At 59.2% G+C, this 26,878-nt stretch carries 21 protein-coding genes; 7 read left to right on the top strand and 14 right to left on the bottom strand.

All coding sequences use genetic code 11. The annotated features are described in order from the left end of the window. Positions 1–87 precede the first annotated feature (87 nt). The gene (locus SBC1_RS29850; protein WP_241202365.1) at positions 88–1,122 is read left to right on the top strand and encodes a GlxA family transcriptional regulator; all 1,035 of its coding nucleotides are present in this window, start codon (positions 88–90) and stop codon (positions 1,120–1,122) included. A 23-nt stretch (positions 1,123–1,145) separates the two neighbouring features. Here the strand turns inward: SBC1_RS29850 and SBC1_RS29845 are convergent, their stop codons facing one another. From SBC1_RS29845 to argH, 10 genes are all read right to left on the bottom strand, one after another. Next, on the bottom strand, positions 1,146–2,093 hold the full coding sequence (locus tag SBC1_RS29845; protein WP_165103425.1) for a choline ABC transporter substrate-binding protein: 948 nt from the start codon (positions 2,091–2,093) through the stop codon (positions 1,146–1,148). Positions 2,094–2,508: 415 nt separating this feature from the next. Then, on the bottom strand, positions 2,509–3,204 hold the full coding sequence (locus SBC1_RS29840) for a YafY family protein (RefSeq protein ID WP_165103423.1): 696 nt from the start codon (positions 3,202–3,204) through the stop codon (positions 2,509–2,511). Between the two features lie 118 nt (positions 3,205–3,322). Continuing rightward, on the bottom strand, positions 3,323–4,180 hold the full coding sequence (locus SBC1_RS29835; protein WP_165103421.1) for an ABC transporter substrate-binding protein: 858 nt from the start codon (positions 4,178–4,180) through the stop codon (positions 3,323–3,325). A gap of 59 nt (positions 4,181–4,239) precedes the next feature. Continuing rightward, entirely contained in the window at positions 4,240–5,643 is a 1,404-nt protein-coding gene (locus SBC1_RS29830; protein WP_165103419.1) for an MmgE/PrpD family protein, read from the bottom strand. Next, positions 5,640–6,551, bottom strand: a complete 912-nt coding sequence (locus SBC1_RS29825; RefSeq protein WP_370469712.1) for a polysaccharide deacetylase — start codon at positions 6,549–6,551, stop codon at positions 5,640–5,642. The genes SBC1_RS29830 and SBC1_RS29825 overlap by 4 nt, the downstream gene beginning before the upstream one ends. 8 nt (positions 6,552–6,559) lie before the next feature. After that, a complete protein-coding gene (locus tag SBC1_RS29820; RefSeq protein ID WP_165103415.1) occupies positions 6,560–7,426 on the bottom strand; it encodes a polysaccharide deacetylase in 867 nt (288 codons plus the stop codon). Further along, a complete protein-coding gene (locus SBC1_RS29815; RefSeq protein WP_165103413.1) occupies positions 7,413–8,252 on the bottom strand; it encodes an ABC transporter substrate-binding protein in 840 nt (279 codons plus the stop codon). The genes SBC1_RS29820 and SBC1_RS29815 overlap by 14 nt, the downstream gene beginning before the upstream one ends. Positions 8,253–8,315: 63 nt before the next feature. Further along, positions 8,316–9,107 carry an amino acid ABC transporter ATP-binding protein gene (locus tag SBC1_RS29810; protein WP_241202364.1) on the bottom strand — a complete coding sequence of 264 codons (792 nt, stop codon included), beginning with the start codon at positions 9,105–9,107 and terminating at the stop codon, positions 8,316–8,318. A gap of 29 nt (positions 9,108–9,136) precedes the next feature. Next, a complete protein-coding gene (locus tag SBC1_RS29805; protein WP_165103409.1) occupies positions 9,137–10,012 on the bottom strand; it encodes an amino acid ABC transporter permease in 876 nt (291 codons plus the stop codon). Beyond that, the gene (gene argH / locus SBC1_RS29800) at positions 10,006–11,433 is read right to left on the bottom strand and encodes an argininosuccinate lyase (protein WP_165103407.1); all 1,428 of its coding nucleotides are present in this window, start codon (positions 11,431–11,433) and stop codon (positions 10,006–10,008) included. The genes SBC1_RS29805 and argH overlap by 7 nt, the downstream gene beginning before the upstream one ends. A 204-nt stretch (positions 11,434–11,637) precedes the next feature. On the opposite strand from argH, the gene SBC1_RS29795 reads away from it, so the two are divergent. From SBC1_RS29795 to SBC1_RS29770, 6 genes are all read left to right on the top strand, one after another. Continuing rightward, positions 11,638–12,528 (top strand): LysR substrate-binding domain-containing protein, encoded by an 891-nt coding sequence (locus SBC1_RS29795; RefSeq protein ID WP_165103405.1) that lies wholly within the window; start codon positions 11,638–11,640, stop codon positions 12,526–12,528. A 304-nt stretch (positions 12,529–12,832) separates the two neighbouring features. Continuing rightward, positions 12,833–13,297: a transposase gene (locus SBC1_RS29790; protein ID WP_165102103.1), complete on the top strand. Its 465-nt coding sequence runs from the start codon at positions 12,833–12,835 to the stop codon at positions 13,295–13,297. Then, positions 13,297–13,650, top strand: coding sequence for an IS66 family insertion sequence element accessory protein TnpB (gene tnpB / locus SBC1_RS29785; RefSeq protein WP_062093253.1), 354 nt, complete (start codon positions 13,297–13,299; stop codon positions 13,648–13,650). Before SBC1_RS29790 ends, tnpB begins: the two co-directional genes overlap by 1 nt. A gap of 86 nt (positions 13,651–13,736) precedes the next feature. Beyond that, positions 13,737–15,314, top strand: a complete 1,578-nt coding sequence (locus tag SBC1_RS29780; protein WP_165102099.1) for an IS66 family transposase — start codon at positions 13,737–13,739, stop codon at positions 15,312–15,314. 640 nt (positions 15,315–15,954) lie between these two features. Then, positions 15,955–18,897 (top strand): hypothetical protein, encoded by a 2,943-nt coding sequence (locus tag SBC1_RS29775; RefSeq protein ID WP_165103403.1) that lies wholly within the window; start codon positions 15,955–15,957, stop codon positions 18,895–18,897. A 302-nt stretch (positions 18,898–19,199) separates the two neighbouring features. Further along, entirely contained in the window at positions 19,200–19,556 is a 357-nt protein-coding gene (locus tag SBC1_RS29770; protein WP_165103400.1) for a BON domain-containing protein, read from the top strand. A gap of 456 nt (positions 19,557–20,012) precedes the next feature. Here SBC1_RS29770 and SBC1_RS29765 read toward each other — a convergent pair whose 3' ends face one another. The 4 genes from SBC1_RS29765 to SBC1_RS29750 all read right to left on the bottom strand — a co-directional run bounded on the left by SBC1_RS29765 (position 20,013) and on the right by SBC1_RS29750 (position 26,643). After that, a complete protein-coding gene (locus SBC1_RS29765; RefSeq protein WP_165103397.1) occupies positions 20,013–20,936 on the bottom strand; it encodes a sterol desaturase family protein in 924 nt (307 codons plus the stop codon). Positions 20,937–21,993: 1,057 nt separating this feature from the next. After that, positions 21,994–23,130 carry a sensor histidine kinase KdpD gene (locus SBC1_RS29760; RefSeq protein WP_206366143.1) on the bottom strand — a complete coding sequence of 379 codons (1,137 nt, stop codon included), beginning with the start codon at positions 23,128–23,130 and terminating at the stop codon, positions 21,994–21,996. Between the two features lie 503 nt (positions 23,131–23,633). Further along, positions 23,634–25,049 (bottom strand): HdeD family acid-resistance protein, encoded by a 1,416-nt coding sequence (locus tag SBC1_RS29755; protein ID WP_165103394.1) that lies wholly within the window; start codon positions 25,047–25,049, stop codon positions 23,634–23,636. A gap of 172 nt (positions 25,050–25,221) precedes the next feature. Further along, on the bottom strand, positions 25,222–26,643 hold the full coding sequence (locus SBC1_RS29750) for a TAXI family TRAP transporter solute-binding subunit (RefSeq protein ID WP_165103391.1): 1,422 nt from the start codon (positions 26,641–26,643) through the stop codon (positions 25,222–25,224). Positions 26,644–26,878 lie beyond the last annotated feature (235 nt).

The raw sequence follows: 26,878 nt of genomic DNA, 5'->3' as shown, positions 1-26,878 counted from the left end.
GACCTGCAGGTCTGACCACATACGCGGCAAATTATTGTCAGGCATTGCCCGTGCATTAGATCATCCAGCAAGAGACTCGGGGTTCCCATGAGCACGCTGAGCAAATCCGCTTCGCAAACACATCCCGCACCACGGCGCGTGGGCATCCTCGTGTTGCCGCAGTTTTCGAACCTCGGGCTTGCGCTCGTGATCGAGCCTATGGCTATTGCCAACTGGCTCAGTCAACGCACGCTCTACGAATGGACCGTGCTTTCAATCGATGGCGAACCGGTCCAGGCAACCAACGGCATGATCGCGCCCACACGGCCGGTGTCGAACGAGACAGGCGAGTTCTCGACCATCTTCGTGGTCGCGAGCTTCGAGCCCAAGAAACACGCGAAGAACCGCAAGGTCAAAGCGTGGCTTCGACGCGAAAGCGTCTTCGGCGCGCAAATTGGCGGGATTGAAACCGGCACTGAAATGCTCGCGGCTGCATCGCTTCTCGATGGCCGTCCGGCTGCTGTGCACTGGGACAACCTCGAAGGGTTTCAGGAGGCCTATCCCAACGTCAAGGCAACCACTCAGCTTTACACCATCGAGCCGCGCCTGATCACATGCGCGGGCGGCAGCGGGATCATCGACATGATGCTCGAGTGGATCGGGCAGCATGCGGGTGCGGAATTGTCGGCGGAGATATCGCAGCATCTGCTGCACGCGCGCATTCGCGGAACCAGTGAAGTCCAGCTTGCCCGAACTGACCTCGACGCCGCGCCAATGAACGAACAGGTCAGCGAGGCAATCCGCCTGATGCAGGAATCCGTCGCCACGCCCATCTCATGTGAGGATCTGGCGGCAGCGGTCGGCTTGTCGAAGAGACAACTCGAGCGGCAGTTCAAGCAGTACACCGCCACTGCTCCGCTTCGTTATTACGTCAGCTTACGGCTCGCCACCGCGCATAAGCTGTTGCAGCAGACCGAACTCAGCGTGTCGCAAGTCGCTGCCGCGACGGGCTTCGATTCACTCGAACATTTTTCGCGGGTCTATAAAACGAAGTTCGGCTGCCCGCCTAGCCGCGACCGGTCCCAATCGTGGGAGGCCCCAGTGATGCGGCAACGCGTAGCGGCGTCTTCGGCAGCCGGATGAATCACCGGCTGCGCATTCGGCCGTTACTGTGCGGCGAGGTAAGACTTCATCGCGGGCAGTGCATCCTTGCCATCGTACGTCTTCACGCCTGCTAGCCATTGCGTGAGCACGCCCGGATTTTTCTTCAGCCATTCTTTCGCCGCGACGTTTGGTTCCTTCTTGTCCGTCGTAATCGACTGCATGACCTGGCTCTCGATACCCGGCGTGAACTTCAGGTTCGTCACCACCTGTCCCGCGTTAGGACAGCGCGTGAGATAGTCCGGCGGCACCATTGTGTAGACCTTGGCCTCGCCGTAGTTGGGTCCGAATACATCGTCGCCGCCCGAGAGATAGGTCATCTTCAACTGGATGTTCATCGGGTGCGGATCCCAGCCGAGAAAGACCACCCACTCGTGACTCCTGACCGCGCGGTTCACCTCGACCAGCATGCCCGCTTCACTCGACTCGACCAGTTTGAAATCCTTCAGGTTGAACTGGTTGCTGTCGATCATCTTCTTCACCAGCGCGTTGCCGTCGTTGCCCGGTTCGATGCCGTAGATCTTGTGCTGCAACTTATCGCCGAACTTGGCGATGTCCGCGAAGGTCTTAAGGCCAGCATCGTATTCATAGGTCGGTACAGCCAGGGTGTATTTCGCGCCGGTCAGGTTTGGCGCGCTCAGCACCTTCACGGCACCCGCCTTGACGAACGGATCGGCGACCGCATCCATGGAAGGCTGCCAGTCTCCCAGGAATACATCGATCTGCTTCGACTTGATGCCGGTAAGCGCAATAGGAATGGATGCCACGGTCTTCACCGCCTTATAGCCAAGCCCGTCGAACACGGTCGATGCAAGCGCCGTGGTCGCCGCAATATCGGTCCAGCCGATGTCCGCGAAATGGACGGTCCGGCACACCTCCGGGTCTTGCGCGTGGGCATTCACGCTGCAACAGGCAGTCAATGTCAAACAGGCGAGGCGTGCGGGGACGTTCATCGTGTCTTCTCCAGGAAAATCGATGTTGGGGTGACCAGCGGGCAGGCTTTCAGGGCCGGTTCGTACAAGCGCGGCCAATTCAATTTACTGAGTCATAAATCGCGTACTTGATGTTTCGCGACACCAGCGCGTGGGTCTTGTCAGTAGCGGTGAATTAGCGCTTCGGGATGCGTCGCCGGAACGCAAGCAGGCGTCCCTTCGGCGTTGATGGTTGGGGATTTTCTTATTCACAATGGCATCTCGTTTAATTCCGACCAAGGATTGTTCGGACTTTATTTCGGGGAGGTTCCGCAGAGCGCAGGCGAGATGGTGCAGACGATCAATGCTACGGATAGCTAATCGAACATGCCGCGCCCCGATCACGCTTGAGCGAGTTACAAGGTGACGAGTTACAAGGTGACAAGTTACAACGCAACTACCAAGGAGTCGACTTCGCGAGATGCGTCCGGTACCGGCTCAATAGCACTGCCCTGGCCCCCGGGTACCGCTCGCCGGTTTCATCGGCTGACGTGATCCTGTCCGTGCGAAAACTACGAAAATCCTGGCGCTTTTCGCACCACGCGCCAAGAATTCGGACGTTGTCGAGGAAGCCCAGCACGACCGGCCAGATAACACGATCCGACGGCTCGCCTTGCGCGTCGAGATAAGCAATCCGCAGTTTGCACTGGCCGCGAATAGCCGCGCGCAGGCTAGTGAGCGGCACGGCATTGACGGGAAAGTCCGGCACCGGAGGGCCGGAATGGACGGTCGGGGCTCGCATGGCATCCTTGCCCGACGCGTTCAATACAGCATCAATCTTCGCTAGCGCCTGAGCGGCGGCCTTACGCAAAACATCATCGCCGCGCTGGTCGACGTAACGCAGGCCCAGCACCACGGCGTCGATCTCGTCTTCGCTCAACATCAGCGGTGGCAGAAACAACCCCGGCCTGAGCACGTACCCTATGCCTGCTTCGCCGTGTATCGGTGCGCCCTGTTCAATCAGCGTCGCGATGTCGCGATACAACGTGCGCTCGGACACGGCCAGGTCCAACGCGAGTTCGGACGCAGTCACCGGCACACGCTTCGCGCGAAGCTTCTCCAGCAAGGTCAATAAACGAGCGGTTCGGGACACGCTGACTCCTGACAGTATCTGACAGGAGCTAAACGTACCATGAACTTCACCCGGTCATTCGATGCCGCGCGCGCGTGGTACCAGGATGCGTCGATACACCCTGGTCGAAGGCATGTGATTACCTTGCCGCTAACGCGTTCAGCGTCACCTGCTTGACCGCGCTCGATTGCAGATTCCACTTGGCAACAATCGCCGCATAAGTCCCGTTCGCGATCAATTTATTCAACGCGCCAAGCACCGCATCGCGCAACTTCGGATTTGACTTCGCGAACGCGATCCCTTCAGGCGACGTCGCGAACGGCTCGCCGATCGGCTTGTAGGTATTCGGTTCGAGCTTCATTGCATACGGCAGCGTCTCACTGCCTTGCACGCCCGCCATAATCCGCCCCTGCTTCAATTGCATGCGAGCAGCGGACGTATCTTCGGTTCCCGACACCGTAATGGCGCCCTTGCCAGCCGCCTGGCAATTCTTGGCGCTCCACGCGGCCGTGTCAGCCGGGAAGGACGTGCTGCGGCTCGTACCAACTGACTTGCCGCAGAGATCCGTCGCTTGCTTGATTTCGTTCGCGCGCGACGCGAGGATGTAGAACTGCGCACCTGAATTCAGATAGTCGAGAAAATCGGCAGTATCACGGCGGCCCGGTACATCGCTCATTCCGCTCAGGATCATGTCGACACGGCCCGTTGCCAGCGACGGCAACAACTGCTCGAACGCCGACTCCTGCCAGTCCAGTTTCACGCCCAGTTCCTTGGCAATCGCGTTGCCCAGATCGATATCGAAACCGACCAGGTCGCCGCTTTCCGGGTCCTTGTATTCCATTGGCGGATAGATGGAGTTCACCGCGACCTTGATCACTTTCGACTTGGCGATAGCATCAGGCAAGGCCTGCGCATGCGCCCCGCTCGTGAAGAGAAACGTCGACAGGCAGAGTGCCATCAGGCTGGAAACGGCACGGATCGGGTTCAGCTTGTTCATGGAAGACGTACCTTTATAAAGGTCTTGTTGAAGGTCGGGGTCGAGGGTTGGAATGTCGATTAACGCACTACGGGTCGGGTGTCGGCGTCGCCTTGCAGCCATTGCGCGAGCGTCCGCGCATCGGCGAGATTGTCCAGATCGAGCACGGCGGTTTCAAGCGCATTGACTGACGCTTCCGGGATCGTCATGCCGGCCAGCACGCGATATTTATCGGCGAGGTCTGCATCGGAAACCGGATTGCGCGGATCGCCGAGCGGCACGTTAACCTGCTGCGAACGCGGTTCGGCATCGGACAGTGCGAGCGTGATGACGGGCTCGTCGAGGTCGGACATCGACGGATCAATGTCGAGCGTGACGCGTTTCATTGCGGCTGCGATGCGCGGGTCGTGACGCTGCGCGTCGAGATAGGCCCCGATTCCTGCATGGCCGTTCACCAGCACCGTGGCAATCGCGTAAGGCAAACTCATCTGCGCGGAAGCGAGCGTGCGGAGGTCACGGCCGCCGCACATCTGGTTCACGAAGGCGCTGAGGCTGACGTGCACGCCAACGAGCTTATCCAGGTCCACCGCGCGTCCCTGCAGCAGCTCGAGCGTGGCGTCCACGGCTGCGTGGGTGCTACGGCACGCCGCGTGCGGCTTGATCGAGCAGCGCATGAGTTTCCATACGACGCCCAGATCCGCGAGCAGCGCATCCGGCGTTTGCGTGTCTCGTGCAAACGCGTTGAAGAAACCTCCCCACACGTCTTCGAACACCTTCGTGGGGCCACTAACGCCCTGCTGGGCGAGCAGCGCAGCGAGCAAGCCGCCTTCCGCCGCGCGGCCCGTATGCATGCGCTTGGTCTGCGATGCGTCGTGGATAAAACCCCATAACCCGCCGCTGAAACTTGCTGCGTGGCCGAATGCTGCCGCAGTCTGCGCTGCATCGAGACCGAGCACGCGCGCGCTGGCGGCGGCAGCGCCAAACACGCCGCATGTCATGGTCGAATGCCAGCCATAGTTGTTATGAGGCGAATACCCCCCACACGCCTCCAGAACGCGGCGGCCGACGTCGTAGCCGAGCACGACCGCCATCAGGAACTCGCGGCCCGATACGGGTCTTTGTGTGCACGCGAGCGCTGCGAATGCTGCGGGCAGCACTACCGCACCGGAATGGTCGCAGCCGCCGGCGTCATCGAGTTCAAGCGCATGGGCAGCCACGCCATTCACGAACGCCGCATCGCGGGCGTTGAACGTCTGCGACGTGCCCCACGCGGTTACTTCGCCGCTTCTGGTGCTCATGCCCACACCCATTACCGCGCGAGCACTGCGCGCTTCCACGGCCGTCGCCCCGCCTAACGAAGCGCCGAGGGTATCGAGGATATGGCGCTTCGCCTTGTGCGCGACCGATGCGGGAAGCGTGTCGGCGGGGGTTTCGGCAACGAACGCAGCCAAGCGCTGGGATAGCGATAAAGACGACGCGCTCATGCCTCCTCCCTCCGATGCCGCGCATACACTTCGACCGGATGACCGGGCTCGTTGGCTTCAACGTTCTGACTCCACCATGCGGCCATCTCCGATCCGGTGGCGAACCAGACATCGTCGCGTGAGCGGATATCGGCGAGTAGTTCGCGCAGCACGTCAATACGCCCCGCCGTGCCGATGATCTCCGGATGCAGCCTCAGCACGAAGCACAATCCAAATCGATGAAACGCCGCGAAATCATGCTTCCAGTTTTGCAGCACTTCGCGATAGGAAGGAATGCGCGGCTGCCCGACGGGAACGGCGGGTGACAGGTTGTACGCGAAGTACGGCTCGTCTTCCAGCTCGTAGTGCAGCGGCAACTCAACCAGACGAGGCGCTGCGAGCGCTGCGTTCCTATCCGTATCCGGCAAATGAAAGTACGGCAGATCATCGCCGCGCCACGATGACGACCACGTCACGCCTTCTTCGCGCAGGAAGTCCGCGAAGCCCGGCGCCCAGTTGCCGGTGAATGATCGAAACCCTTGCGTACGGTGTCCGAGCACTTGAGCAAGCGCAGCTTGTCCTTTTCTGAACACATCCTTTTGCGCGTCGAGCGTGAGCGTGTCGAAGTCTTCGCAGACGTACCCGCTGTTGCCAATCTCATGCTTCTGCGCACAGATGCGCTTCACCAGATCCGCGTGCGTTTCAGCCACGCGACCGGGCACGAACCAGCTTGAACGCACATTGAATTCTTCGAGCGCATCCAGCACGCGGTCCACCCCGCGCTTCGCCCCATAGCGCCATACGGAAAGCGATTTCTCACGCCCCGCAATGCGAGGTTCCTGCGTCAGGATGCCATGTTCGTCGTTGAAGTCGACCGTGACAACGACCGCGCAACGCGCGTTCTGCGGCCAGCGTAAAGAGTTCATCAGCAAGCTTCCTACGAAGTCGGTGAGGCGTGTTTGTCGCGCCACCATTGCGCGACGTCGCGACATGTGGCGAACCACACGCCGCCCTGTGCATGCATGTGATCGATCAGGCTTTCCAGCAACGCGATCCTGCCGGGCTTGCCCGACACCTTCGGATGGAACAGCGTCGTCAGACAAAGCCCGTCGCGATGTGAACCGTCGAACTCACGCCGCCAGTTATCGAGCGTCGTGTCGTAGCTTGCGATGCGATCCAGGCTCGCCGGAAAATTCGGATTTCGGTGATACGCAAGCGACGCGTAATCGTCCATTTCCCAGCGGCCGGGAATCTCGACCATGGGTTCAGCGATGCCGGGCGCGTGCAGCAAATAGGGCCGGTCATCGCCACGCATGGAACTCGAATACCGCACGCCCGCTTCCATCAATACGCGGATCGTGTCCGGCCCCCAGTCACCGGAGGGCGTCCGGAAACCGACCGGGCGAATGCCGAGATACTTGTCGAACACTTGCGCCGAGCGCTCCATCACCGCGCGTTGGCCGTCGGCATCGAGCGTCCAGAATGCTTCGTGTTTGTAGCCGTGGTAACCAATCTCGTGACCGCGCTCAACGATAGCCGCGCACTGCTCCGGCCAGTTTTCGACCACCCACGCTGGCACGAAGAATGTGGCCGGCACGTGACGCTCGCCAAGCATGTCGAGCAACCGTCCTAGTGCACGCCAAGGGCCATAGCTGCCCAGCGTAAAGTATGCAGGGTTGCTCCAGATCGAGCCGTCGAGCATGGCGTCGCCGGTTGGACCATCGAGGTCGAAAGCCAGCGCGACGCATGAGCGCTTTCCCTCGGGCCAACACGGGGACGTCTGTTGAATGTCAGTTGCTGGCATCGATCAGCGCCTTTTGAACCGCGTGTTCTTGCAGACCCCACTTCACCAGGATCTTCTGATACGTGCCATCGGCAATAAGCTGGTTGAGGGCTTCCGTCAGTCCCGCATTCAACGCCGCGTTGCCCTTCGCCATGCCAATGCCGTTGTACTGCGACAGGAACGGCTTGCCGATCGGCACGTACGCGTTCTCCTCCACCGAGTTCTGATACGGCAGCGTTTCACCGCCCTGCACTGCGGCGTCAATACGGCCTTGACGCAACTGCACGCGTGCATCCGCCGAGCCGTTCGTGCCGCTCACGTTGATTGGCTTCTTGCCCGCCTTCACGCAATGCTCGTTGCTCCAGGTCGTGATGTCATCAGGCCATGACGTACGGCGGCTCGCGCCCACCGTCTTCCCGCACAACGCGTCCATGCTGGCGAATTCGCCGGCTCGTGCCTTGACGGTGTAGAACTGCGGACCGCCCGTGACATAGTCGAGGAAATTTACTGCATCACGGCGTGACGGCAAGTCGGTCATGCCAGACAAGATCACATCCACACGATGCGTGGTCAGTGCACTCATCATCTGGTCGAAGCCGGTCTCTTCCCACTGCAGCTTGACGCCGAGCTTCGCGGCAATAGCATCGCCCAAGTCAACGTCGAAACCCATCAGCTTGTCGGTGGCCGGGTCCTTGTATTCGAACGGCGGATAGTTCGGCACGATGGCCGCCACCAGCGTGCTCTTGCCGATGGACGGGGGTGTCCCGGCGTGTGCCAGAGGCATGTGCAACGCCATCGCGCCGGTTACGAGCGCGGCAAGCTGGCGAAAGCGAAGGGAAACATTCATGGAAACTCGCTGAAGATAAAAGTCAGACCGGGTTCCAGCTGCGCTGGAACCACGAATAAAAAATCAGGACAGCACGGCGGAAATAAAATCCTGCGTGCGTCGGTGCTGAGGATTCGACAGCACCTGTTCCGGCGTGCCGCTCTCCACCACTTGCCCCTGATCCATGAACACAATGCGATTGGCCACTTCGCGCGCGAATCCAAGCTCATGCGTGACCACGATCATCGTCATGCCGCTCTTGGCGAGATCGCGCATCACGGCCAGCACTTCGCCGACCAGTTCCGGATCTAGCGCGGAGGTGGGTTCATCGAAGAGCATGAGTTGCGGATGCATCGCAAGCGCCCGCGCAATCGCAACACGCTGCTGCTGCCCGCCCGACAGTTCCACCGGGAACGCGTCGCACTTGTGAGCAAGGCCAACGCGTTCGAGCAGCGCACGCGCTTCTTCAATCGCCTCCGACCGACGCCGCTTGAGCACCTGCACCGGCCCTTCAATCACGTTCTCCAGCACGGTCTTGTGCGGAAACAGGTTGAAGCGCTGGAACACCATGCCGGTCGCCAGCCGCTGACGCGCGACCTGCTTCTCCGACAACGCATGCAGCTTGTTGCCCACGCGCCGGTAACCTACTCGCTCGCCGTTGACCCACAACGCGCCGTCGTTGATCTCCTCGAGCTGGTTGATGCAGCGCAGGAACGTACTCTTGCCTGAACCTGAAGGTCCGATCACACACAGCACTTCGCCTTTCGGAATGTCGAGCGTGATGCCTTGCAGCGCCTTGAAATCGCCGTAGGACTTGCGCACGTCGACGGCGCGGACGATTGAACCGCTTGAACCGAGTGAACCGATTGAACTCATGGGAAGGTTTTCCTTTTCATTCGCCGGGTTCATTGCCGGCCGGACGGACGACCCGCGCCGCGTGCGTAAAACCGCTCCACGCGCGACTGCATGAACGACAGCACCGTCACCACCACGAGATACCAGATACCCGCGACCATCAGCAGTTCGATCACCCGGGCGTTGGCGTAGTAGATGTTCTCCGCGTTGTGCAGCATCTCCTCGTACTGGATCACGCTTGCGAGCGAAGTGAGCTTGACCATGCCCACCAGTTCGTTCCCAATAGGCGGCACGATCACACGCATGGCCTGCGGCAGGATCACGCGGCGCAGCGCCTGCAACCTTGGCATGCCGATGGATTTCGCCGCTTCATACTGGCCGGTGTCCACCGAAAGCAACCCGGCGCGCACCACTTCCGATGTATACGCGCCCTGGTTGATACCGAGCCCAAGCAATGCAGCGAGGAACGGCGTCATGATGTCGACGGTGCGCCACTCGAAGAAACCGGGTATGCCTATCGATGGAAACACCAGCGCGAGGTTGAACCACAGCAGCAATTGCAGGATCACCGGTGTGCCGCGAAACAGCCATACATAGGCTTGCGCCACCGTCTGCAGCACCGGATTGGTCGACAGCCGCATGATCGCCGTAATCACGCCCAGCGCGACGCCCAGTGCCATCGCGAGCACGGTCATGACGATGGTGTTGACGAGACCCGTGAGGATCGATTTAGCTGTGAAGAAGCGCGCGACATAACGCCATTCGATCTGTCCATGCGCGAACGCCAGCCCGATATAAACGACTATCGCCAGAATCACGGCTGACGCAATGTATCGCCCCCAATGGCGTCGACGCACGTATTCCAGTTGCATGGAATTGGCTTCCAACGCGTCGCCCGGTGTCATCTCATTGGAAGCGCTCAGCATGTCGGTCCACCGTATGAAGTGGCCCACGCCAGCTGCTTATCGAGCGCCGTCTGCAAACGCGTAATCTGCTCGGCCACACGCACCGGCGCGGTGCCACCGAAACCGCTGCGCGCCGCCACGGCTGCGTCGAGCGTCACGTGATCCAGCACTGCAGGTTCCAGCCGTGCGTCGACCTTTGCCAGCGTCGCGGCCGATACCTCGGAGAGTTCAATGCCCTGCTCCTCGCAGACTTGCACCAACGCGCCCGTGATCTCATGTGCTTCGCTGAACGGCACGCCGCGCAGCGCGAGCCAGTCCGCGACTTCGGTGGCGAGCGTGAACCCGAGGGGCGCCTGACGGCGCATTTCATCCACGTTCACGCGCATCGTGCGGATCATGCCGGCCATCGCGGGCAGCACAAGCTCGAGCGTATCGATGCAATCGAATGCCGCGATCTTGTCTTCCGCGAGATCGCGGTTATAGGCGAGCGGCAGCGACTTGAGCGTGGCAAGCAAGCCGCTCAGGTTGCCGATCAATCGGCCCGCCTTGCCACGCGTCAGCTCGGCAATATCCGAGTTCTTCTTCTGCGGCATGATCGAACTGCCGGTCGCATAACCGTCGTCGAGTACGACCCAGCCGAACTGGCGCGAGGTCCACAGGATCACTTCCTCCGAGAGCCGTGACAAGTTCACCGACAACATGCTCGCGATAAACACGAACTCGGCAACGTGGTCGCGAGACGCGACGGCATCGATGGAGTTTTCGCATGGGCCGTCATAACCGAGTTCCGCCGCCGACAACTCCGGCCGCCTGCATATAGCCGATCCCGCCAGCGCCGCTGCGCCCAGTGGCGAACGCGCGCTGCGGCGATCCCAGTCCCCCAGACGATCGAGATCGCGATAGATCGACTGCGCATGCGCGAGCAAGTGATGCGCGAACACAATCGGTTGCGCCGGCTGCAAATGCGTAAAGCCCGCGCTCACGCTGCGAACGTGTGCGTTTGCTTGCTCGATTAATGCATTCTGCAAATCGATGACCGCTTGGGCCAGCGTACGCGCTTTGTCACGCAGAAAGAGACGCAAGTCGTTCGCCGCCTGATCGTTGCGCGAACGGCCCGCGCGCAATTTGCCGCCGGTTGCGCCCAGGCGTTGCGTCAGTTCGCGTTCGAGGAAGGTATGCACGTCTTCATCGTCTAGCGTCGGGCCGACCTCGCCTGCCAGGAACTGCGCTTCCAGCCGGCCCATTTCGCTAAGCAGTTGCTGCAGTTCGTCGGCTGTCAGGATTTCGGCGCGCCTAAGCTCCTGCGCATGCGCGCGTGAGCCCGCGAGGTCATACGGCGCTAGCCGGAAGAAGCTCGGGTCGGAACGCGACAGCGCGGTCAGTGCGGGTGCCGGGCCGGTCTTGAAGCGTCCACCCCACAGCCGGTCTGAATGTTGTGCCATGCGAAAACTCCCTGGAAGTGGATGGTTTGAATGCGGGCTGGTTGATTCGGTATTGGCTCGGTATGGCGCAGTGAACCTCTAGCGCCAGGCTCCTTGCGCTTTTGGAGCGAACAAGAAGCCTTAACTCTTGAGGCGATTTTATGAACGCCAATTTTTAAGCGACAAACGGTAAAATCTCATGGTTACCATGCACAACTCGCATAAATGAAAATCGAGCGCTACCCGCCGTTCAACGTGCTGCAATCGCTGCTGGTTGTCGCCCGTTGCGGCAATTTCACGGCGGCATCGCAGCAGTTGTTCCTTAGCCAGAGCGCGGTGAGCCGGCATATCCAGCAGATCGAGGAGTATTTCGGCTGCGCATTGTTCGTGCGGCACACGCGGATGGTGGTGCCGACGGCAGAGTGTCAGCGGCTTGTGCCTATCGTGGAAGAGTTGCTTGCAACCGCTCGCCGGTCGATGCATATCATCAGCACGGGAGGCCAGACCGTCACGCTGCGGGTCACGCCTACGCTGGCCGCGCGCTGGCTGCTGCCGCGCCTTCCCGACTTCTACGCCGAGGTGCCGGGCACGCAGTTGAACATCGACACCGCGTGGTTCCTGCCGACCAATTTCGGCGAAGGCACGCTGGACGCGGCCATCCTTTTCGGTAATGGACGATGGGAAGGACTCGAAGCGACCAGTCTGATGCGCGAACGATTGACGCCCGTGTGTTCGCCGCAGACGGCGCATGGCCCGCATCCGTTGATCAAGCCGGCAGATCTGAAACATCACACGCTGCTGCATTCGAGCTTTGGCAGGCGCGGCTGGATGTTATGGCTGCAGCAGGAAAGCGATGAACTGGCGTCGCATACGTATCGCGAGCAGGTGTTCGACACGCTCGACCTCGCGTTTGGCGCGGCGGTGCGAGGTCATGGCGTGGCGCTGGGAGACTTGAATCTGGTGCAGGAGAACCTCGCGAGCGGCGCGCTTGTGGCGCCGTTTGAACGCGTGCTTGAAACGGGTTCGGGGTATTACCTCGTGCATCCGCCGCGCAATGAATATCGCGAGAAATTAAAACCGCTGCTCGCGTGGCTGCTGGGGATTGCGGCGGGTTGAGGCGGGTTGAGGCGGGTTGTTAGTGATGGACGCGACTGAACCCTTGTCACCGGTCGGCGGCTGGCAGGACCCGGCCATCAAGGGACACTGATCGGTTCCCGGCGAACGGCCGAAATCTGGCTCGTAGTCGTCATCGCGACTACTCCATGTTGGGGCCGATACCAGTATTGAATTGCGTTCCCAAGCAGTTACTACAAGACGGTACGGCATCGAACATACGTAAGCGCGCAATTTCGCACACCTAGCTTGCGTTGTTAAGAAGGCTCACGATTGCGTCCGCAACCCAACTTTGCGGACGCAATCCATGACAGAAGATGACCTCAGTTTTTTGCCCTTACGCGTGACGCGTGTTGGTGTCGGCGGCAAACGAAGCTTCGATCCGGCGGACAAACGACGGCTGGTCGAAGCCTGTATGCGGCCCGGTGCCTCGTTATCGGGCCTTGCCCTGAAGGCTGGGGTGAACGCCAACCAGTTGCATAAATGGGTTCGCGCGCGTGAACAGCCCCAGTCCCTAACCTCCCACGACGGACCGGTTGCAGCGTCAGCTTTTATTCCTGTGGTCGCAATCGACGAGCCGACAGCAGTCATGGCATCCGCGCCCGCGTCGCACCGTGCCACCCGAGCGGAATCATCCTGCGTTTCTCCACGCTCAACCCGACTGGCACGGCTGTCTGCCCACCTGCCCAACGGCGTGAAGCTCGAGCTCGAATGTTCAGCAGAGGACGTGGCAATCGTCAATGCGATGGTTACCGCATTGGGAGCGCGTTGATGTTTCGCTTCGAAGCAGACCTGACGGTCTTCCTGCATCGCGAACCGATCGACTTCCGGGCCGGCATCAATAGTCTCGTGACGCTTGTCGAGCAGTCCATGCAACTCGATCCGTTTGCACGCGCCGTGTTCGCCTTCCACAACCGCAAACGCAACCGGGTCAAACTGTTGTTCTACGATCGCAACGGTTTCTGGATGATGTTGAGGCGCCTCGAAGAAGACCACTTCGTCTGGCCACGACGGCAGCAGACCGTAGTCAAGCTGACAAGCGAGCAGTTGCACTGGCTCCTGGATGGCATCGACATTGATGCTGTGCGCCGCCACCCGGTACGGTCGTACCATCACGCCAGTTGAGCATTGCGCGTCACCTGTGAGCATCGGCTGGCCTGTTACAAATTCCCGTAAACCCATCGCGCGCGCGACTTCGTTATCGTGGAGGCATGAACGAGGACGACTTCTCCCGATTGCCGCCGGCCGCCCAGGCCTATATCCGTGAACTCGAGACACGCAACCGGCAATTGGGCGAACGGATCACTCAGCTCGAAGAGCAGTTTCGCCTCGCGCAAAGCAAGCGATTCGCCCCAAGCAGCGAGAAGCTCAAGGATCGCGTCTTCGACGAGGCCGAACAGATCGCCGGCTGCGAGTCCGACGACATGGACGCCGGCGTTACTGACGACGCGTTTGTGCTCCCCGACACGGGCCTGCCGGATCCGCCGGCACCCACGAGAAGCAAACCGGGACGTAAGCCTTTACCGGCGCACCTGCCACGCCAACGCATCGAATATGACCTGCCCGAGAGCGCGAAGGTATGTCCGTGCTGCGCGCACGCACTGCACCGCATGGGTGAAGAGCTTAGCGAACAGTTGCACATCGAAGTAAAGGCGTCGGTGCTCCAGCACGTGCGCTTCAAATATGCGTGTCGCCACTGCGAACGCCACGCCGAGCGCACGCCGGTCATCACGGCACCGATGCCGGCCCAGCCATTGCCGGGCAGCAACGCCAGTGCGGCGATGATCGCCACGGTCACCGCGGGCAAATACGTTGACGGAACACCGTTATACCGGATGGCCCATGCGCTGGCGCGCGCGGACATCGAAGTCGGACGCGCTACGCTGGCGAACTGGATCATCCGGCCTGCTGAGTTGCATTACAGCCGTGTGTACGAGGCGCTGCGCAAGACATTGCTGTCGCAACAGCTGATTCACGGCGACGAAACAACGGTACAGGTGCTCAAGGAACCGGGCAAAACCGCCCAGAGCACCTCGTATATGTGGGTGTACCGTAGCGCTGAAGACTGCTCCGAACCCGTCGTGCTGTTCGACTACCAGCCGGGGCGCGCACAGCAATATCCCCAAGCGTTCCTCGCGGGCTACAAGGGCCTGCTTATGACCGATGGATACGCCGCTTGGCGCACGCTCGAAGGTCCGACCCACTTCGGCTGCCTCGCCCACGCGCGCCGCACATTTGTTGATGCCTTCAAGAGCATGAAGAAACCAGGCGGGCGTGCAGCAGATGCACTGGAATACTTCAAGGCGCTCTACCAGGTCGAAACACTCGCAAAGGGGGATCTGCCCGAAAGCGAGACGCGCGTCGATTACACCTTCCGGCTGCGCCAGCAACACAGCGTGCCGCTGCTCGAATCCTTCAGGAAATGGCTTGACGAACTGGCACCCCAGATCCTTCCTGAGAGCCTGCTGGGCAAGGCGATCTCCTATACACGCAATCAGTGGACGTACCTGAGCCGCTACGTGAACGATGGGCGTGCCCCAATCGATAACAACGTGATCGAGCGCGACATCAGGCCATTCTGTACCGGCAGATCCTCATGGATGTTCAGTGACACGGTTGCTGGTGCGAAGGCCAGTGCCATGATCTACAGCTTGATGCTCACGTGCCGAGCGTGCAACGTCGAACCTTATGCATACCTCGTACGGGTACTCAGCGAATTGCCGCAACGGGCATTAGACGCCGATGTTAGCGACCTGCTGCCGTTTAACTTCTCGAAGCCTACGACTTGACCGCGTAACAACGCTTGGCCCAACCACCGTATTGACGCGACCGTTGCCACGCGGTCACGTTGGTCCCGTGTGCCAGATCGAGCGCTTACGAACATACAGACACGTCTGCTCGCAGAATGATTGCGTGGCGGCCATCACCAATGTCGGTTTTGGTGTTTTTGGCCGGCGTGCCATGGAGGCGGTCTATGAATGCGGTGAGAGTAACGGTACTTTGTTGCCTGCTTGGCATGTCGACCGTTTTGGCCGCCTAGGAGCAGTCTGTAATGACAAGAGAGGAACTGATGAAAGCCGTTCCGGGATCGGCAATGGACGTACGATCGAGAAAGGAAACATACGAAGATGGACCAACAACGAGGACGGGACCGCGACTGTAAGCCGTCTTCCTGGACCAAGTGGTAAGCAATCCGTCCGGAATACCACGGGTAGTTGGTCGATTTCCGAGGACGGGCGATATTGCCTCTCGGAGCGCTGGTCGACTCGGGATGGGGGGCTCTGCGCTGGTGCCGGCACGTCGTTGCCGCATCAGACGGATCAATGAAAATCGTTCTATAAAAATACAGTCGCCGTCCAGCTGGGATCAGGAATGCGACTTGGGTCAGATCCCTCCCGACGCGCGCTACGCAACAGCTAGGAAAGGAAAATGAAGCGAAACGTAAAAATAGGCTCGCTTGCAATCTGCGCGTTGCTCTTTCTGTTTGGCGTAGTTGCACTTTACACCAGCTTAAAGGGCGGGACCGATTCCGTCCAGTTTCCGAAAAATATCTTAAGCGTTGCAGACTGGGGAAACTGGGTCGTTGTCAAAAAGAACCAACTTGCGCTCCTGGGTGGGATTATTGGCGCTGTTGGCGCTGTTGGCGCTTTAGCGCCGATGCTCGCCCCCAAGGTGGCGAGCGAGGAGACCGCGATAAACATTCACACTTCCCTGCAGGGGGTCGAAAAGCGCCTCGGCTTGCACGTTCAAATCACCTCAACGTTCGCGCCACTCACCCCGGAGGTTCTCGGCCGTGCTCCATCAAACCTACTTGTTGCGGAGTACGGTGTCGTTCCATATACAGATGATCTAGGCCGAAAGGCAGACCTCTTAAGTTGGACATTAACTAGCAATGTTCAATGTCAAGGGCGACTCTACGTAGGGCCCGGGGGGGCCGGAAAAACGCGCTTGGCGTTAGAAGTGACATCTGAGTTATCAAGCCGTGGATGGTTTGCAGGAATTGTCAATCGAGCAACCCTTGACTCGCCATTTGACGTTGACCTCTTATTTGAGAATGCTCGCCAACGGCAGGCTGTGGGCGTATTTCTGGCTTTGGACTACACCGACGGGCGATGGGACCAAATCGAACGTATCGCAAATGCCGCGCTGGAAGCATCCAAGACGCTTCCGGTGCGCATCATGCTGCTCACGAGGAGCGCTTCCTTTTGGTGGGAGGAGATGATACGAGACGTCCGAGGTGTGGCGCTCACGTTTGCGCAAGCGCCGGTCGATTTGAGGCACACGTCATTTAGCGTCGAACAAGCTAGAACTCTGTTTCATCGTGCGGCGGAAGCATTCGCAACACGCCTGAATCACCCGGACGCGGCTCCTGAATTGGTATCAAAAAGCTGGCGGACGAAGGCAGCGCCGGTTGGTCGGATGCAAGATCGAGGCGATCGAAGTCCGCTCAATGTGGCGATAGAAGCTTATTTAAGTGTCCTAGGTGCCCGTATCGAAACGACACCCGTCAGTGAATTGGTGCGAGAGGAAAAGCGCCATTGGGCGCGCTGGCTGGGTCTCGCCCCACTTGATATTGTTCGTTTAGGGAACAGAAAGGTACTGATGATTCAAAACTGCGTCGCGGCATTAACGTTGATTCAAGGCACGCCGCAACGCGACAGTCGAGAGAAAATGGCGGCGGACCTTAATCTTATTATTACGTCGGCACGCGAGAAGTTCAGGGAATCTGCGTCTCAGGAAGAATTGGACGAAGAACTACAGGTCGTCCGGCGATGTGTCATTTTCCTCTACATGGAGGCAGTGAACGGACATGAGCGCTTGATTCCTGCGAAGCCCGATCTGATGGGGGAGCGAATATGCGCCGAAGCATTAGCTTACGACCCAAACCTGTTGCAGAAGGTGGCAAAGTTCGGGCCTCGCGAACAGCAAAACGCGTTCACGGTTGCGAACCGGATCGGCTCAAGCCGACATGACCGGCGCAGTCGATATGCTGCAATTCGTTCAATGTTGCTAGCGATAGAGTCCACGGATGAGGCGGATACCGCGAGACTTTTAAGGATCGCTGCCTTGGAGCGCGGTGGCTTAGTTCTTGCGCTCTCAGAGGCCGCCCCAAAAATATCGCTAAAAGTCTTAACTTCTAGCCTCCGAAATTTAGGATCGGCTACTCCGAATTTGATCGAGGTTTCGCGAGCGTGGACACGAGAAATTCTTGCGCGAAAATTAGAATTTCCCGACGACGTACGAGGGCTTCAAGGAATAATATGGACTCAAGACAGGGAATCTGAGCAACTATCGGTTGACTTTGAGCTTAATGAAAGCAATATGGCCCTTTGTAAACTAGCGACCGCGTACGCCGACGCCGCGTTTTTCGTCGAAGATTTAACCACCTCACGGGAGTGGTTTGAATCAGGTTATAACATTCTGCAAACGCTGGTTACGGACGATCCCAACGTCGCGTGGTTAATGAGCGGTAACAGAATTGGTCTGGCGACCCGCGAGGCTAGGGCAGATCGTTACAGAGAATCTCATACATTACTTGTCCAAGCAGAGCGGGATTTATCGATTTTCCAGAAAAAAAATAGTGACGCTTATCTTTACCGCTATACCAGGCTTTTGAGCCAGTGGATATACACGTCAATTAGACTATCTCCCGAAGAATTCGAGAGTGCGTGGATACTCAGTGATTCGCTACTAACTCAAATCCGGCAAGCATCAGCGGTCACGCTGAAAAATATCATCGAGCCATTATTCGAATTTCTTGCAAATGCTACAAATGCTGCCACTCGCCGAGGCGATGCGATGCGAGCCATTCAGATCGCGGAGATTGCTCAATCTGCTACAAGTGTGGTTGACGACTCTGACTTACTTCAATTTCGTCGCATAGTACCTTTCATGCAACAAGTGCTCGTAAATGTATCTGCTGCTTTTAGTGCCGTTGGCCTTCCCGATGACGCGTATGACGCCTCAGTTAAGGCAGTAGACTATGCTCGCGAGTCGTATGATTTTTCCCCTGACGCGAATCGTTTCCCACTGGCAAAAGCGTTGGACAGCCTTGCCTGCGACGAGTGCGGCCGTGGTGATTTCAAAAAGGCGATCATCCTGGAGCGTGAGGCCGACACTCTATTTATTGCCAGTCCACCGGAAAACATTGCCAAAGAGCGTGAGGATCATGCTGCCGCATTGATAAATCAAGCAAACAATTTGGTAAAAATGAGAGAGTTCGCGGAGGCGGATAAGCCTTTGCGTCGAGCGTCACTGCTGTATGTGTTGATCCTGAGAGAAGGCACGTTGCGCTTCCCACATATCTACAAGAATCTTAAGGATCTTGAGATGCAACTTATCGGACACAATTTCGGTGGTTTGCGTAAGTAGCCGATATCGCATAGCGCTCAGACACGCCACGCACGCCGACATCTGCCTCAGGTCTCTACATGCGGCACGCAGTCGGGAGGAGCAACAGCCGCTTTTCGGCGAGGTTGGGACATTTGGAGAAGCTCGCTGAAGGGCCACAACGGGTCGACTTCTGACCGAGGCGGACCGATCATCACACTGCAACTGGATACCTCCGACGCCAGCGCAATTCGATTGCGCCCGATGTCCGTCCGGGCTACTGCTATGCTGTTTTTCTATACGGTGTTTTGGCGCGTGCCACGAATTGCCACCGGACAAAGGTCATGATCTGCAAACTTGTACGGACTTTGTGGGCAGCTGTAGGGGTGACGGCGGCTTTGTCGGCTTGCGTGCAGACGGGTCCAACGTACACCGGGCCGGCGCCGCCGCATTTGATCAGCGGCGATGCGGAGGCGCAGTCCGACAGCGGTCTGTCGAGGGCAGTCCGGCAAGCGCTGGCTCAGGCGCCTGGTTTCAACGTAGCAGGCGTGTTTGTCCGTGCGCGCGACGGCGCGGTGTTCCTGAGCGGGACAGTGCATAGCGGCGATGAGATTCGCCAGGCTGAGCAGATTGCGCGGACTGTCCCGGGGGTACTTGTCATCTCGAACAAACTGACGCTGTGGCACGGCGGGAATGGATAGGCGCCAGGTCGCGTTGCGCAGTTGTCGCGCGGCGGGTAGCGCGTCGTCCGAGAGCGCAAGGTTCAAGTCCGACCGTTCTGGCATGTGTGCTGCTCGCCTTCGTGACATTGCGGCCCAGCTCGGTCAGGCCGCCTTTGTGCGTTGAGGCGGCCTGCTTCTCGCATGACGTACTGCTTCTCGGACTGGACGCAGTTGTGGTCGTTTGCAAGGACCGGTGAGAGTGCCGTATCCACATCGTCTCGGCCGATTTATGCCTCAGCTTTTGGGCAGCCGACAATGAGCGCCGTGGAGGCTCGGGAACGGCCGCTTTGGAGTGAACTGAAAGGCTGCTTCGGGTCGATCAGCGACAGTCGCGAACGGCCGAATCCTCGCAGAAAAGCGTTGGCCGCCCAGCTTATCTTGGTGGGGAACGCACAATATCGCTGGTATGAACTCAAGCCGTAGCGGGAAATTCCGTCACCGTCCCTGCGTAGTGACTGGGACAGTGCGACGTGCGGCCAGATTCTGCTGACGCAGCGCTTCGGTTGTTTGGCCGCAACCGTCCACGCGCCAGCCCGGCGGCAGCATCACGTAGCTGATCGCAGTCCACACGCTCCCCGCCGACACGACATCACGGGCGAGGCTGACCCAGTGTTCGAATTCGACGACTAGCGGATTGTGAGAGCACGTTGGTGTAGTGAGACCATAGCGGCACGGCTCATCAGCGCGTTCTTCGACATACGTACCGAACAAGCGGTCGAATATGACGAGTACGCCGCCAAAGTTCGCATCGAGATAGTCGGCATTCGATGCGTGGTGTACGCGATGCGCGGATGGCGTATTGAACACATATTCAAGCCAGCCGAGTTTCGGGGTCCATGTGTTATGCAGCCAAAATTGATAAAGCAGATTAAAACTTAGCGTCGCCAGCACGATTTCCGGACGCACGCCAAGCCACGCGAGGGGTGCGAAAAACATCGCTGAGCCAGTCAGCTTGCCGGTCAGGCCAAGCCGGTAAGCAGACGAAAGCGTCAGTTGATTCGGCGAGTGGTGAACCGCATGCGTTGCCCAGAAAAAGCGAATGCGGTGCGACGCGCGGTGGTACCAGTAGTAGCAGAACTCCTGGCCGATAAAGAGCAGGAACACCATCAGCGCGCTGTTGAGCGTGACGGTGAAGATTCGGTGATCCCAGGCAAGCGCGAAAATCGGGGTCGCGAGCGAAAGCGGCAGCAGTGCGAGCAGCTTGCGACCGGCCACATCGGCCAGTGAAATCCACACTTCATGCCAGTCAAAAGGCGTTGCGCTATTGCGCTGTCTGCGGGTGAGCACGCATGCCTCGATCAGCGAGACGGCGATGACGAACAACGTAGCGCAAAGAGCGATTTTTCCAGTGGTAACCATGATGGGCAGATAACCGGTTGAGATTGGACGCGTCGTTTGCGGGAAAAGGCTGCTATCACGTCGGATGAAGCTAATGTAGTGTTCGGTCTGGTTAAAAACCATGCGCAAACTATGTCGCCAGATGTCGCGGAATTCCGCCCGTGAGGGCAAGCCGCAGTGCAGAGTCGGCGCTGGCGGCAAACTGCGGCGATGGACTGCGACAGACTCACGTTTAGTGAGCGGTTTCCAATTGCTTGCTCCACTGACCGGCAAGGTCCGGCCATCAAGAGGCATTCGCGCAACGCAACGCAACGACCGAAGTTCGGCACATGGCCGCCATACACAGCTCGGCTGTTCTTATGCGGACATCGATGCGATTTATTCGCGCGGGCCTGCTTTTGACAATGGATGTTGTATTACCGCTCGGAGGGGATCGACGACCAGTCCTCAGCTATCGCGAGAGCCGTCCTTAGCGTGTCGCGGTTTTCCGGCTAGGCGCACGCTTCGTTCACCTGTAGCGAAGGCTGGAGTGAAATATGCTTACATTGCGTATGAGCATGGTCTAAGCAGGAGGAAGAATGCAAACCGCAACTCAAACCTTGGTCCAAATTCCGCCGCAACCCCTGCGCGAACCAATCCGCCTGAAGGTAGACGCCTTGTTCGAGCGGTGCCTGTCCTCGCTGGAGTGCGACACCCGAACAGTTTTGCCAATTCGCGTAACGGTGCAATATTACGATGGTCGCCCAGTTGTTGGCTTGGCGTCAGAGAATTTCAGCATGGTTAATGCGGAAGACTCTTCCGATTTGACGCATTTATTCTGCGTTTCCGGATTTGTGTCGCTACCCGAGGCGGGAGTGTATGAAATAACGATGCACGGTGCGACATGGAGCGGCTGCGAAATTAAGAACCACTGTTGCCTTGTCCACGTAACACGAATTGCGCGGCTTAGTCATGCAGTCGAAATCGGACGGACGCACTGTTGCATGTCCTGAACCGCCGCGCCGGATTGAAGAGCAGCCACACCTCAATGGTAGTCCAAACTGGTTTGTCCCTTGTCCGCAAGCTAGCCAGCCTGCGATCAGGCCGCCGGCATCGAATAACGGGGTAGGCTGACCGTGAAGACGCAGCCGATACCAGGGACGTCCGAGACGCTCAACGTTCCACCGTAAGATTCCACGCTCTTTCTCGCGATTGACAAACCGAGGCCAAGGCCGCTCTTGTCGGCAGAGTGCTGCGTGAAGGGTCGAAACATGTGTTCCACGCTGCCAACCGGCAGTCCGCCGCAATGATCTTTCACATCTATCAAGACGCGGTCGGCCATGGCGTACACGTTCAACGTCACTTCGGTGTGCGCGCGCGTAAATTTGAAGGCGTTTTGCAGGAGGTTTCCGACCGCGGCATATAAAAGGTCTCGATCGCCGACCACTGCGAGATGTGGGTCCACGAAGGAAACCGAGAGCTTGCAGTCTCTCACACGAGCCGCGAGTTCCGCTGCGTGTTTGACCTCAGCGATGAAATCGGCAAGCGAAAACAGCAGTGCCAATTCACTCCTGTCGGTTGATTCCCTAACGTCATCCAGCGATCGATCAATTAGGGTGCGCAACCCCATCAAGCCGCGCTGCAGCACAGCCCCGGTGGCACCAGACAAGGTCAAATTCCCGGCCTTTGCCGCTTCAAACGCGAGCGTTGCAACCGAGAGAGCATTACGCAATTCATGTGCGAAAAAACCCGCTTGCTCGTGAGCCTCGTGCGTCCGTTGTTTATCGGCAAGATGGTCCCGTTGATAGCTGAATTCCGTGACTGCATCAGCAATCGCGTTATCAAGACAACGGTTCAGTGTCCTGAACTCGTCAATCTGAAACGGAGCATCGCGGTCGTGAGCCAGATCTGTAATCGCCTGGCAGAGATCACCGTAGTCGTGCACCACTTGATCGACCGTGAATCCTAGCCGAAGAAGTTCATGTCCGTGTTGGGCAGCCGACGTTCCTATTTCCGACATAGCGGCAATGCCGCTGGCCGGTCCTGAGACTTCTCGGCTCTCGAACGGGCTGCCCGTCTGCTCGATCCGGAGCGTTTTTATAAGCTGGTCCAAGAAGAGCGGCACACCATTCTTAAGCTGCTCCACAGAAGCCGCCCGGGCCGGCCTGCTGCCAACCTTTAGGCGACACCTTTGAATAAGCTCGGCGCGATTGTTCGACAGGAAATCGTGCATCATCGGAACCTCCTTCCGGTATCAGAGTGGCCGCTCAGTGGCGAGATACTCGCCCGTGAGCCCGACAACCGGTGGCGGCGTCGCATGAAGCGTGTCAGACCACGCCAAGAAGACGTGTGTTAAGTATGAGCCTTTTGCCTGCTAAACGCCGCCGACAAAAAATATGTCAGGCGCTCGAAGTCGGCCGCTTCGGGCGAATGGTTGGACATTCAGTGGAGCAACCTGAACGACAACAACGGGTCGACAGGCGACGCGACGGGCGGTCGGAGATCGACGGGGGTCGTCCACACCTCCGACCGCGTCTCGGCTTATCGTGATACTTTTCACTTTCCGTTCGATCGTAAATGCCTGCGCACTAGCGGTTTTGACCGCCGCGCGTAGTAGTCGAAACCAAAAACATACAAAGGCGATTCTTTACTGTTTTTATTTTTACGATCAGCGCCGCACCGCGACCGCGTTGCCAAGGGCGACGCCCCCGTGCGCGCCACCCTCCGAGACTGTTTTCTTCAGGCTTCTGTCCGCTTGGCTCCTTGTGCCGACGTCTCGCCGAGGGCCGACGCGCTCGCCTGTTCGGTCTTCTCGGCCTGCCAGCGGCGACGCGAGCGGTACATCGTCTTGAGCGCGAGCCGCGCCATCTTGACCCAGCCGAGCGGCCTCGGATCGGCGAGCATGCTGAGCGCGCGAGCATAGTCGAGGGTCAGGCCGGGCGTCCATGCCATCGTTGCCGCGCGTTTGCGCACCTGAGCGGCGACCCACAATTCGGGCGTCGACATCACCCGCACCAGCGGTTTCCAGCCGCCGGACTTTGCCCACACCCGCGCCGACGCACCTTCGATCGCCGCTTCGAGCGCGCGCGCCACTGTGCTCGAGCAATTGCGATACGTCAGGTTATAGGTCGTGTCCTGTCGATACGCGTCCCAAAACCGTTGCAAGCGTTGCGGATCATAGTTGCGGATACGCACCTTGACGGTCGACTCGCACCACGCATTGGCCTCGGTCCCGTAGTCTGGTTGGAAGACGCCCGGAATGTCGTTTTCCCGCGTCGCACGCAGGATGCGCCCGAATTCCTCAGGCGAACGATCGATTTCCGTGCCCGGATACAGGCTGATATATATGCCTTCAGGCGACTCCAGCGCCGCGTGGCCGGTGGATATCGCGCCGTTCCGGTCGACGGCCGCGATATAGCGGTTCACGATCACACGTGGCTGCGCCTCGGCCTTGGCGGTGGCGGCCGGCGTCCAGACGTGAATGGTGAGGGCGCGTTCGTCGTCGGATGGCGGGCCGTCCCATTCCGTTACGCTCGAACTGGCCCGTTCCGTTTCGGGCGCAACAGCAGGCGGCGGCACGGAATCCGCCACCGCGGGGTTGTGCTCCATCCGGCGCACGCGCATGGCGAGCAGGATCATGTTCCAGCCGCCGAACAGCAGGCCGAGCGACACGCAGTATGGAATCGTCCCCGCATACGGCACGGGATAGGGCAAGTAGAAGATGAACGCCACCACCATCTCGAACACGCCACCCGCAATGGCAAGACGCCAGCGCCGGAACCGCACGATTCGGGCGGAAATGATCTGCAGTACGCCGTCGGCGAAGAAAAGCGTGCCGAAGATCATCGCGAGAATAAAGTTGGCGTGCAGCGTGCCGATCAGGATCAATGTGGCCGCCAGCGTGGAGGCCGAGCCCTTCACGTAGCGCAATTTGCGCTGGCCGCCCATGCCGGTCCACGCGACGGCCAGCGTCGAGAGACCTTCCAGAAGCAGCAGGAAAGCGAACGGCTTGAGCGGAAAGTAGAGCGAGCCGTCCATCATGTCGATGAACACTTCAACGCCCAGCGCGACGCTGAGCCATCCCACAACCATCAGCGCCTTCCAGCGCGTGCGCAGATAGTCGACGCCGAGAAGGATCATGACCAGTCGAACCATGAAGGACCTCCGTGGGCTGTAGCACCGGGCGGCGTGGATTGTCTAAATATAGCAGCGCGGTTCCAGGCGCGGCGTTGCACGATGGCGTGCTTCAAGAAGGCAATTTTGCGTAGCGAGGTATTTAGTGGCCTATATACCCGCGACTATTATGGCCGCCCACGCTCGCGCTGACTTATGCTCGGGAATCGTTACCGCGCCGTAGTGCTGCGATCTGGGAGCGCACATAACTGATGTGCTCGCGCAGCGCGTAAAAGTGATCAGCGTAGGCGATCGGCATCTGAAGTTTGTTGAGACCTTTTTCGATCGCATTGAGCTTCTCGGTGAACTCGACATAATTCTGTTCGGAAGGGTCGTCGAGCACGCTGCGCTCAAGTGCGATCAGCTCGCCGTAGCGCCGGTGGAAGCGCGACTTGACGCGCCACGCGTACAGGGGCGGCACGAAGCGCAACACAGGTATCAGCACGACGACGATAGGCACGACCAACACCAGGAGGCGGTCTACGAGGCTCGCGAGCCAGAATGGCATCGTCCGGTAGAAGAAGCTCTTGCCGGACTTGTAGTAGCGCGCGGCATCCGGACTCAACGGGAAATCGTGGGCAACGGGCGCCGGGAACTCGCCGGCGGCCTGCAGCAGGCTTGCGCCGCCGTGAACCTCGCCGGCGGCCTCAACGACCAGATCCGACAGCGCCGGGTGCAGCGTATCGCGCGCGATCAACTCCACGGTTGTCTCGATGGTCGCCGTGGGTTTGGGAGGCAGGTTGTCGGCCAGATCGAACGCGCCCATTGGCACTTCGAACTGGCTCAGGAACGGGAAGCTGCGCACGTAGGCTTTCGCCTGCGTGAAGTCGAGGAGCCGGATATCGGGCGTGCGGATCATTTTCTCCATGAGCGCGGGGCGCGCGGAATCAGCCGTCAGGAAGGCCACGTCGACCTTGCCCGCCAGTAAGGCGTTCACGGCGTCCTCGCCGACGAGCGGCAGCATCTGCGCGTTGTTGTTCGGTTCGACGCCGTTTGCCTTCAGCAGTAACAGCACGATCTGGCGCGTGCCGCTGCCTTCGCGGCCGATGGCGAGCCGTTTGCCCTTGAATTCCGAGAGCCGCGTGAGCTCGGGGCCGCGATAGAAGACGAAGAGCGGCCAATTGCTGACGCTGCCGAGCGACATCAGGCCTACCTGCCGCGTGTCGGGCGAAACGACGCTCGGGATACTCGTAAGGCCGCTCTGCACGAAACCGAGATCGACATGAAAGGCGGGATCGGCGAGTCGATCGAGGTTCTCCAGCGTGCCTGACGACGTCAGCACGCGCAGCGTTACGCCGTTGCGCGCGAAGATCTCCTTGTACTTTTGCGCGGCATACCAGAAGCGGCTGTACTCGGGACCCGCGGAGATTGTCAGAGTATTAGGTGGAGCGGGCTGGATGACGCGGATGGCCACCCAGATCACCACGGCACCGACAATCACCATTATGCCGAGTGAGACGGCCAGGTCGAGCCACGAAATGCCGACATAATAGGCGGCGTGGCGGGATCCAGGCTCATCTGGCGTGGTCTTGTCCGGATGGTCCGGAGAACGTCCGGTGGGAACATTGTTATCCATTTTCGACGCAGACAGCGTAGCTTCAGGATCCGGAACTGGCCGACAGTGTTTGACAAACCTTTCAGTCCGGTGCGGCCTTCAGGGATCAATGGAACGGAACATGCCAATTTAAGGCAACCGGAATGCCGTCCAGCGGCGGGAAATGGTGCAGCGGCTAAAGACCTTCAGCAGCACTATCAAACTCGGTCGAGGCCGTTCGCCGCCCGTTGATCGACTCATCTATTCTAGTTCTTCG

Origin of the sequence: Caballeronia sp. SBC1, assembly GCF_011493005.1 — a bacterium.
GTDB lineage: Bacteria > Pseudomonadota > Gammaproteobacteria > Burkholderiales > Burkholderiaceae > Caballeronia.
This window is presented reverse-complemented; position numbering and strand designations above follow the sequence as displayed.

Excerpts from the sequence above, each read along its gene's own strand:
- SBC1_RS29765 (WP_165103397.1), bottom strand. The coding sequence starts at position 20,936 with ATGGTTACCACTGGAAAAATCGCTCTTTGCGCTACGTTGTTCGTCATC.
- SBC1_RS29820 (WP_165103415.1), bottom strand. The coding sequence starts at position 7,426 with ATGCCAGCAACTGACATTCAACAGACGTCCCCGTGTTGGCCCGAGGGA.
- SBC1_RS29790 (WP_165102103.1), top strand. The coding sequence starts at position 12,833 with ATGACAGAAGATGACCTCAGTTTTTTGCCCTTACGCGTGACGCGTGTT.
- SBC1_RS29805 (WP_165103409.1), bottom strand. The coding sequence starts at position 10,012 with ATGCTGAGCGCTTCCAATGAGATGACACCGGGCGACGCGTTGGAAGCC.
- SBC1_RS29780 (WP_165102099.1), top strand. The coding sequence starts at position 13,737 with ATGAACGAGGACGACTTCTCCCGATTGCCGCCGGCCGCCCAGGCCTAT.
- SBC1_RS29830 (WP_165103419.1), bottom strand. The coding sequence starts at position 5,643 with ATGAGCGCGTCGTCTTTATCGCTATCCCAGCGCTTGGCTGCGTTCGTT.
- SBC1_RS29770 (WP_165103400.1), top strand. The coding sequence starts at position 19,200 with ATGATCTGCAAACTTGTACGGACTTTGTGGGCAGCTGTAGGGGTGACG.
- SBC1_RS29835 (WP_165103421.1), bottom strand. The coding sequence starts at position 4,180 with ATGAACAAGCTGAACCCGATCCGTGCCGTTTCCAGCCTGATGGCACTC.
- SBC1_RS29775 (WP_165103403.1), top strand. The coding sequence starts at position 15,955 with ATGAAGCGAAACGTAAAAATAGGCTCGCTTGCAATCTGCGCGTTGCTC.
- SBC1_RS29815 (WP_165103413.1), bottom strand. The coding sequence starts at position 8,252 with ATGAATGTTTCCCTTCGCTTTCGCCAGCTTGCCGCGCTCGTAACCGGC.
- tnpB (WP_062093253.1), top strand. The coding sequence starts at position 13,297 with ATGTTTCGCTTCGAAGCAGACCTGACGGTCTTCCTGCATCGCGAACCG.
- SBC1_RS29850 (WP_241202365.1), top strand. The coding sequence starts at position 88 with ATGAGCACGCTGAGCAAATCCGCTTCGCAAACACATCCCGCACCACGG.
- SBC1_RS29795 (WP_165103405.1), top strand. The coding sequence starts at position 11,638 with ATGAAAATCGAGCGCTACCCGCCGTTCAACGTGCTGCAATCGCTGCTG.
- SBC1_RS29760 (WP_206366143.1), bottom strand. The coding sequence starts at position 23,130 with ATGATGCACGATTTCCTGTCGAACAATCGCGCCGAGCTTATTCAAAGG.
- SBC1_RS29750 (WP_165103391.1), bottom strand. The coding sequence starts at position 26,643 with ATGGATAACAATGTTCCCACCGGACGTTCTCCGGACCATCCGGACAAG.
- SBC1_RS29845 (WP_165103425.1), bottom strand. The coding sequence starts at position 2,093 with ATGAACGTCCCCGCACGCCTCGCCTGTTTGACATTGACTGCCTGTTGC.
- SBC1_RS29810 (WP_241202364.1), bottom strand. The coding sequence starts at position 9,107 with ATGAGTTCAATCGGTTCACTCGGTTCAAGCGGTTCAATCGTCCGCGCC.
- SBC1_RS29755 (WP_165103394.1), bottom strand. The coding sequence starts at position 25,049 with ATGGTTCGACTGGTCATGATCCTTCTCGGCGTCGACTATCTGCGCACG.
- argH (WP_165103407.1), bottom strand. The coding sequence starts at position 11,433 with ATGGCACAACATTCAGACCGGCTGTGGGGTGGACGCTTCAAGACCGGC.